The sequence below is a fragment of the Pseudobutyrivibrio sp. JW11 genome (assembly GCF_900115355.1).
Taxonomy (GTDB): domain Bacteria; phylum Bacillota; class Clostridia; order Lachnospirales; family Lachnospiraceae; genus Pseudobutyrivibrio; species Pseudobutyrivibrio ruminis.
On sequence record NZ_FOWB01000029.1, the window covers coordinates 1 to 8,586 of the forward strand.

Below are 8,586 nucleotides of genomic sequence, written 5' to 3' on the forward strand. Positions count from 1 at the left end.
AGCAGGCTTGGAGAAATAGAAACAATCACAGATGCTGCAGGAAGAGTAAGAAGATTTGAATACACCAATGCAGGAAAACTAAATGTAATCTATTTCTGTGGAAAGATAGAGCAGCTTTTAAAGTATGACAATGTAGGTCGTGTTGAAGCAAGAGTATTTGCTGATGGCTATAAGATTAGCTATAGCTATGATGTTTTAAGTAGAGTTTCAAAAGTAGAAGGCTCAGATGGAAGAACAGTATCATACGAGTATGATGCAATGGGAAGAGCCACAAAGGTAGTGGATGGAAGAAGCACAACACTTTACACATACACACAAACAGGAAGACTAAAAAGTGTAGTAGATGCACTAGGAAATGAAACAGCCTACACCTATGATGCCCTTGATAACCTTCAGTCAGTTCATAGAGCAGAAGGCACTATCGAAAACAAAGACGAGAGAATGCCTGTAGTAGGTAAAGATGGTCATGTCACACTCTACTCGTATAACTTATCTGGTCAGCTTACAAATGTAACAGATGCCCTTGGTCAGGAAGAAACATACGAGTATGACCAGTACGGACGTCTAAAGACTAAGACTGATAGGGATAACTATACCACAACATATGCATACAATAACCTTGGAGCAGTAACAGAGGTAGGCTATGCAGATGGTAGAAGTGTAGCCTTTTCTTATAACGAATTAAATCAGCTCAATGAGATAAACGACTGGCTTGGAAAGACCACACTTGAAAATGATATCTTAGGCCGTCTAACTAAAGTAACTGATTATCAAAATAGAACTGTAGGCTATGAATACAATTCTATCGGAGAAAAGACCAAGCTTACATATCCAGATGGAAGAGTGGCAAGCTATTCATACGATGAAGAAGGAAAGCTTGCAGCTGTTGTAGGAAACGGAGAAGAGACTTTTTATAGATATGATGAGTTTGGTAGGCTTGTAAACAAAAGCTTTGCCAATGGCGTAATGCAGGAGTACTCATACCTTCCAGGCGGTAATCTACACAGCATGGAAAGTCATGATAAAGAAGGTGTTCTTGATAAGTACTTCTATACCTATGACAACACAGGACTTATCAGCGGCATAAATAGAAAGAGAAGAGGACTTGATGCGGTATCAGGTCAGTATGATTACAAGTATGATGCAATAGGCCGCCTTACAGAATCAAGTTTAAATGGTAAGACTAAATCAGCTTACGAGTATGATGCTTTTGGTAATAGGACAAGTCTTGTAGAAAATGAAACAAAGACTTCATACACATACGACGTACTTGATAGACTAGTAGAAGCAAAAGAATTAAATAATAGGCAGGCAATCGTAAAAACATACGACTACGATAAACGTGGTAATCAGACAAAAGAATTTGTAGATGGTCTCTTAGAAAAGACCTTTACTTTTGATGCAACAAACATGCTTGCAAAGGTAAAAGACGCTACAAAGGGAGAGCTAGAGAATCAGTATAACGGCCTTGGCTTTAGGGTGGCATCTACAAGACCAGAAGAAAAAATAGAATACTTATGCGACCTTTCAAGAGACTACTATAACTTACTTGAGCGCACAGTAAATGGAGAAAAAGAATCTTTCATCTATGACAATAACGTGATCAGCATGTCGAAGGCAGGTAATAACTACTATTACCTCCAGGATGAGCTGGGAAGTCCTATGTACATGACAGGTACAGATGGAGTAGCAGTATCATCATATGCATTCGATGACTTTGGACGAAACATCGACCCAAGAACAGGCAAGCAAAGAAAGCATGATTACACCACAAATGGCAATATCATTCAGCCATTTGCATTCACTGGCTACCAAGAGGATGAGGTTTCAGGGCTTAAGTTTGCGCAGGCGAGATTTTATAGTGCTGAGAATGGTAGGTTTGTTGGGGAAGATGTAAAAAAAGGAGTTATCGAGTATCCTTGCACAATAAATAGTTATAGTTATTGCATAAATTCTCCATATACGTATATTGATAAAAATGGACAATGGCTAAGCTTAAAAGATTTCGATGTACGAGATGGGTTGGCGGTGGCAGGAATGGCAATTGCTACAACAGCAGCAGTAGCCGGAGGTATTGTTTTAGCTACAGCTACAGCACCTGTCTCTGTTCCATTGATAGCGGCTGGAGCTGTAGTAGGTGCAGGTGTTGCATATGATATATCAGTTTTATCTGATTGGAACAATGATGAACATGCAAATCTGATAAAAGCTGCTGGTAATACAGCGGCTGGAGCAGTTATAGGTGGAACTTTAGTTTCTGGTGTAGGTGCAGTCTTAGCAGAAGGTGCAACTTTTGAAACAGTAAGCGCAGCAGTAATAAAGGGCAAAGATGTTGTAACTGGAACAGTGGGCGGTTTGGTGAGTATGGCAACTGGTAAATCATTTAGTTCAGGTTTCTGGTCATCATTTTCCACAAGTAAAATTGCATGTATGACGGGAGGAGGATTTTTAGGAAATATGTTAGGAGGTATTACGGGAACTGCCACTAATGAAATTATAAATGCAGCAGAGCGTGGTGATAATTCGCTAGATATAAATAAATTAACACTAAAAGCAACATTTAATGGTGTTTCCCAAGGGATTATAGGAGGTGTATTTGGAGATTTATTAGATGGAGCATATCAATCAACTAATCCAAATAGTATAGAACAACTATTATGGTACGGTATTCATGATTTAAAAAATCAGGGCATACTAGGACAAGTTTCATCAGCCGTAATAGATAAAATTACGGAGGGTAAAGATAATTGTGATATTGAAGGTAAATGATGGAGATTATAATGAGTACAAATTTTGAAAAGATTTTATTACTAATACTACATAGTTTAATAGTTTTTGGATACCCTATGGTTACTTTGTATTGTATGTCACAATTTTATACAAATGATCGAATAGAGAATATAAAAAAGAAAAAAACTAATTATTTGGTAAAAACCATGGTTGTGATGTGGGTGATTATTCTGGCAGTAAATGATGTATTTGAAAAGTCGTGGAGATATTTATTAAATATATTTGACTCAGAAACAGAGGCGTCGGAGTTAATAAACTTTGCATTATGTGTATTCTTAATGGAGATAATATTATTCTTGGTAATTATGTCCGTAAACCACGATAAAATCAATATTTATAAGTATGCATCTGCAAGAAAAATTTTTTTGGTAGCACAGCTTAGTTCATCTATCGCATGGATAATATTATTGCTAATAAGATACTCAAATATTTACAAGATCGAAAAAAAGACAATGCTCATATGCATTTGGATTAATCTTGTTTTACTTACAGGGTTCATACTAAGTTCATCATTCAATTTATCCATTTCTAAAAGTCGAAATTGGATTTGTGTCAATCAGCTATTTATACAGAAATTAATTACAAGTGATGAAGAACACTTTAAAGTAAAAAAATGTGATAATAGCTATATGATTTCTAACGGTCTTACAGAAGTAAAAATATTTAGAGTTAATAAAAGTGGATTAAATAGAATAGAATGTCTATTAGAAGTTGAGAGATGAAAGGAAAAATGAATAAAACGTATAAAAAGTTAATAATTGGATTAGGATTAGAAACAATAATAATGGGTATAGTGCTTATAATATTATTGAAAATAGAGGAATACATTTTAATGTGTATGGTGGCTATTTTTGTAATATTGGAAATAGCATGTATAGTATTGCTGGCAAAAAAATATCAAAAGGATAGAAAGACGAAATCCTTAACGAAATAAGAGTACTGTCTTATAGAAGTGCATTGGTGAACTTGTATTCATTAAAAGATTAAATTTAAACGGAGAATAAAGATTGGAAGCGGGAATAACAAATAATACAGAAGGCAGAAGAATAAGAAATGCAAAGGTAACCTATGACATGGAAATCAGTACAGTAGGAAGAAATGAGTTTGTCATAGGTAATACCTCTAGAAGTGATATATCTTTTTCATGTGATAAAGAATCATGTGTAGAGATAAGAATTCAAAGAACAAAAGATGGTTTTGAAGCTAGCTGCGAGAGCGATAGTTTTAAATACTATATCAATGGTGTAGAAGCAGAATCAGGTGTAAATGCGTTTAAAATAAATAGTTTTTTGACTGTAGGAAACGTATCTTTTTTCTTTGAAGAATACACCATTAAAACATCAATGGCTTATAGAATCAAAACACAGTTTCCTAATAAAGATCTGTCAGAGTCAGGAAAAGCAATGGTGTATCCTGAATTCTACAGAAATGCTAGATATCTTTATGAACTCCCTGATGAAAAACTGGAAGTGTTAAATCCGGAAACACCGCCACAAGAGCCAAAGAGAAATTTATTGATGACATTAACCCCGGTTGTAGTGTCATTTTTATTGATGATATTTATAAGAAGTAGAATGATGCGCGGCGGTATTATGTACATCATTTATTTTGCTGCAACAATGCTTGTAGGCGCAGCCATGTCTGTATGGACATACTTCGATAACGGCAAAGAGTATAAGAAGAAGACAAAAGAAAGAGTAAAAAAATATGCTGCTTATATAGAAAAGAAGGAAGCAGATATACAGAAAGCCAGAGCAGAAGAAAAGCTTATAATGACTAAGCGAAACCCATCAATAGAAGAAACAATTGATAGGATTCAGTCTTTTTCACCTAATCTTTTTGAAAAACAAAAATCTCATGAGGACTACTTGGATGTTCGAATTGGTACAGGAAATGTAAAATCCCAGCTTCAAGTAGAATATAAAAAGCAGGAGTATCTACATGTATATGATGATTTGATAGACTATCCTGAATATCTTCATGATAAGTATGAGTATATTGCAGATATGCCGGTAACATTACCTATTGGAAAGGTCAATGCAATAGGTTTCATTGGAAATAGAACAAAACTGTATCACATGATGAAAAATGTGATTTTGACTATAGCTGGTCAAGAATCATTTACAGATGTAAAAATGATTTTTTTGTTAGATGAAGTCTATGCACCATATTTAGAATGGGTTAGATGGTTACCTAATACATTTGATGAAAATACAGGTATGCGCAATGTAATGTATGATGACGAAAGCGCTAAAAGCGTATTAGGTAATCTGTATTCGGAAATATCTAAACGAGAGGGATTAAAAAAAGAGCAGATAGAAGAACTGCCGGACTATATCGTATTTGCGTTTCGTTCAGAACGTTTATCAGATCATCCAGTTAGCAAATATTTTGAGGTCGCTAGAAGTCTAGGATTTACATTTCTTTTCTTTGAGGAGAAAGAGGAATTTTTGAATAAAGCTTGTGAGCTGGGTGTATTTTTGGATGATGACAATTTCCAAGGTTTCATACAAGATTTATCAGATGGCACAGAATTACAAGATTTTACATATACTCATGTTAGTAAAGAAATTGCAGAGCAATGTTCTAATAAGCTTGCACCTATATATATCAAAGAACCAACATTGGAAAGTGATTTAAGAAAGAATATCTCACTGTATGAGTTGCTTGATGTAAAGAAGGTAGAGGATATATCTCTTGAAGATAGATGGAATGAATCAAAAGTCTATAGTAGTATGGCAGCACCATTAGGCGTAAAGTCGGGTGGTGAAGTGGTATATCTTGATATACATGAAAAGTATCATGGTCCACATGGACTTGTTGCAGGTACAACAGGTTCAGGTAAATCTGAAATTTTGCAGACATATATTCTTTCAATGGCCACATTGTTTCATCCATACGAAGTTAGTTTTATTATCATCGATTTTAAAGGTGGTGGTATGGCAAATCAGTTCAGAAGCTTGCCACACTTAAATGGAGCAATCACCAATATTGATGGTAAGCAAATTAATAGATCATTGATGTCTATTAAGGCTGAGTTAATAAAAAGACAGGAACTTTTTGCAAAATATGATGTGAATAGGATTGATGATTATATAAAACTATTCAAAGAAGGAGTTACACCAACACCATTACCACATTTGATATTGATAGTGGATGAGTTTGCAGAGCTTAAGAGCGAGCAACCGGAATTTATGAAAGAGCTTATAAGTGCTGCACGTATAGGACGAAGCTTGGGTGTGCATCTGATACTGGCAACCCAGAAGCCAGCAGGTGTTGTAAATGACCAGATTTGGAGTAATTCAAAGTTTAAGTTATGTCTGAAAGTTCAAGATAAATCAGATAGTAATGAAGTATTGAAGTCACCACTTGCTGCAGAAATCAGAGAGCCAGGTAGAGCATATCTCCAAGTAGGTAATAATGAAATTTTTGAGCTGTTTCAGTCTGCATATAGTGGAGCCTATATTTCAGATGGCAAAGTGAAAGCCATCAAGAAGTTTGAAATTTCAAAGGTTGATTTAGCAGGACGCAAAACAGTAGTTTATTCTCAGAAACCTGAGCAAAATGATAATACTGTTACTGAATTAGATGCAATTGTTAAATACATTGATGAATACTGCAAGGAAGAAAAGATTAAGAAACTACAGGAAATCTGTTTACCACCTCTTGCAGAAATCATTGAATATCCTTCTAAGATAAAAGTTGAAGGAAGTGATGTTGCTTTACCAGTTGGTATATACGATGACCCAGCAAGGCAGTCTCAGAATGAGCTTATTTTGAATTTAACACAAAGCCATGTGTTTATACTTGGTGCCTCATTGGCAGGTAAAACATACCTAGTTCAAAACCTCATCTATGGATTGGCTAGTCAGTATTCTCCATCAGAGGTAAATATTTATATATTAGATTTTGCATCGATGGCACTAAAGGCTTTTTCAAAGTTAAATCATGTTGGTGCGGTAGTAACTTTAGCGGAAGATGAAAAGCTAAAGAACTTTATCGAAATGTTGCAAAAGAAGATAGACGAACGACGTGAAGTTCTTTCCACAATAGGATTAAGTTCTTTTGGAGCTTATAAAGAAGCTGGAAATAAGGATTTACCACAAATCGTAGTATTCCTTGAAAATTACACCGCTTTTAGAGAGACTTACCCTGAAATAGAAGCTCAGTTCATAAAAATTTGTCGAGATGGAGTTGCGCTGGGTATTTCTATAGTTGTAACAAATCAGCAGATGTCAGGAATAGGATACAAACTTCTAACCAACTTCTCGACAAAGATAGCAATGAATTGCAACGAGCGAGGCCAGTATTCTGAATTACTTGATAGATGCAAAATGCAGCCTGATGAAAATCCAGGTAGAGGTCTTATCAAAATTGATAATGAAGTCATGGAATTCCAAACATACTTGGCGTTTTCAATGGGTAAAGAGGTTGAACGTTTATCAAAAATCAATGAGTTTATTCAGGCTTGTAATGATAAGTATGGTGAAAGTACAGCTGAAGCCGTTAAGTTTATCCCTCCAACACTTAATGATGAGTATTGGAGCAGCAGATTCGGTTCAACAAAAATCAAGGACTACAATTTGGTTGTAGGTTTGGCCTACTCAAATGTAGAGCCAGTATATAACAATATTTTGGAAAATGTTGTAACTGGAATCTATGGTAGAGATGAGCTTGGACGTGATTCATATGTTAGATACATACTTAAAAAGATGGCAACAGAAGCAGGAAGCAATGCAATAAAGCTGACTGTTATAGATGATGCAAAGGGATCGTTGAAGGCTATATGTGATACATTAGCCATCTATGACTACACAGATAATTCTATGGAATTAGTTGATATCATGGAATCATTGCGTCAAACAGCTATTAATCGTAAAGAGATACTTGAAAGAAATGAAAGTCTTGAGAATGAACCATTGAAAGTAGTGGTATTCAATGATCCAAAGGTTGCAGATGTAATTAATAGCCATGCTGAACTAAAGCAAGAATATTTGCAGATAATAAGTGCATATGCAAACTGCAAAATAAGTTTTATCTTTACAAATTTGCCAAATATTGCATTGGCTGCAGGTTCTAATCAAATCCTATTAGATGTAAGAAACAGAGGAAACATGCTATTCTTCGAGGATTTGAAAAATATCAAGCTTGTAAATATTCCAGCACAAGCTATTAGGCAGATTAAAAAAGAAAATGCAAAAGGCGATGCATATTACACTAAAGAGGGCAAGATTATAAGATTAAAAACTATGGAATAATTGGGTGAAAAAATGCGAGATACAATTATCATAATGTTTAATAACGCAGGAAAAACAATAGACGTAGAGATTCCAAGTAATATTACGGCTGACGAATTGCTTCATGGACTAAATGTTGCTTTTGATTTAGGTGTAGATGAAGTAAATTCGAAGGGGTTTTATATGCGCTCAGAAAACCCAATAGCCTTAATCAAAGGGGATATGACCATTTCTGAGCTTGGAATTAGAACAGGTACTACAATTTTTGCACAGTAAAGGGAGAAGAGATTATGTCATACGCAGACGAGAAGGGGAACATAGAAGTAGGCGAAGTAGATATAGAGTGGGATGTTGCAGCACTAAGAAGTTATTTTGATGAATGTCAAAAGGTTTATAACGAGTTCCTTGAAATGTCAGATGCGTTAATTACCGCATTTGAAGCATTTGCAAATGATGAAACTCATAAAGGCCCAGAGGCTGATAGTGCAAAGCATTTCATAGAAGAAAGACAAAAGCCACTTCTAGTAGATATCACAAATGATATTCAAAAGCTTATGGA

Annotated in this window: 6 protein-coding genes; all 6 read left to right on the forward strand. The window is 35.2% G+C overall.

All coding sequences use genetic code 11. The features are described from left to right. The coding region (locus BM102_RS14030; protein WP_143085500.1) for an RHS repeat-associated core domain-containing protein at positions 1-2,769 on the forward strand (2,769 nt) is incomplete at its 5' end. 11 nt (positions 2,770-2,780) lie between these two features. Next, positions 2,781-3,512, forward strand: a complete 732-nt coding sequence (locus BM102_RS14035; protein ID WP_143085501.1) for a hypothetical protein — start codon at positions 2,781-2,783, stop codon at positions 3,510-3,512. Beyond that, the gene (locus BM102_RS14040; protein ID WP_090482987.1) at positions 3,509-3,724 is read left to right on the forward strand and encodes a hypothetical protein; all 216 of its coding nucleotides are present in this window, start codon (positions 3,509-3,511) and stop codon (positions 3,722-3,724) included. Before BM102_RS14035 ends, BM102_RS14040 begins: the two co-directional genes overlap by 4 nt. 73 nt (positions 3,725-3,797) lie before the next feature. Beyond that, complete coding sequence (gene essC / locus BM102_RS14045) at positions 3,798-8,048, forward strand: type VII secretion protein EssC (RefSeq protein ID WP_090482989.1); 4,251 nt, start codon at positions 3,798-3,800, stop codon at positions 8,046-8,048. A 12-nt stretch (positions 8,049-8,060) separates the two neighbouring features. After that, complete coding sequence (locus BM102_RS14050; RefSeq protein WP_143085502.1) at positions 8,061-8,303, forward strand: EsaB/YukD family protein; 243 nt, start codon at positions 8,061-8,063, stop codon at positions 8,301-8,303. Between the two features lie 14 nt (positions 8,304-8,317). Continuing rightward, on the forward strand, positions 8,318-8,586 hold a 269-nt coding region (locus tag BM102_RS14055), incomplete at its 3' end, for a hypothetical protein (protein ID WP_143085503.1).

What these genes read in the sequence shown, in the direction of transcription:
- BM102_RS14035 (WP_143085501.1), top strand. Translation starts at nt 2,781, where the DNA reads ATGAGTACAAATTTTGAAAAGATTTTATTACTAATACTACATAGTTTA.
- BM102_RS14040 (WP_090482987.1), top strand. Translation starts at nt 3,509, where the DNA reads ATGAAAGGAAAAATGAATAAAACGTATAAAAAGTTAATAATTGGATTA.
- BM102_RS14050 (WP_143085502.1), top strand. Translation starts at nt 8,061, where the DNA reads ATGCGAGATACAATTATCATAATGTTTAATAACGCAGGAAAAACAATA.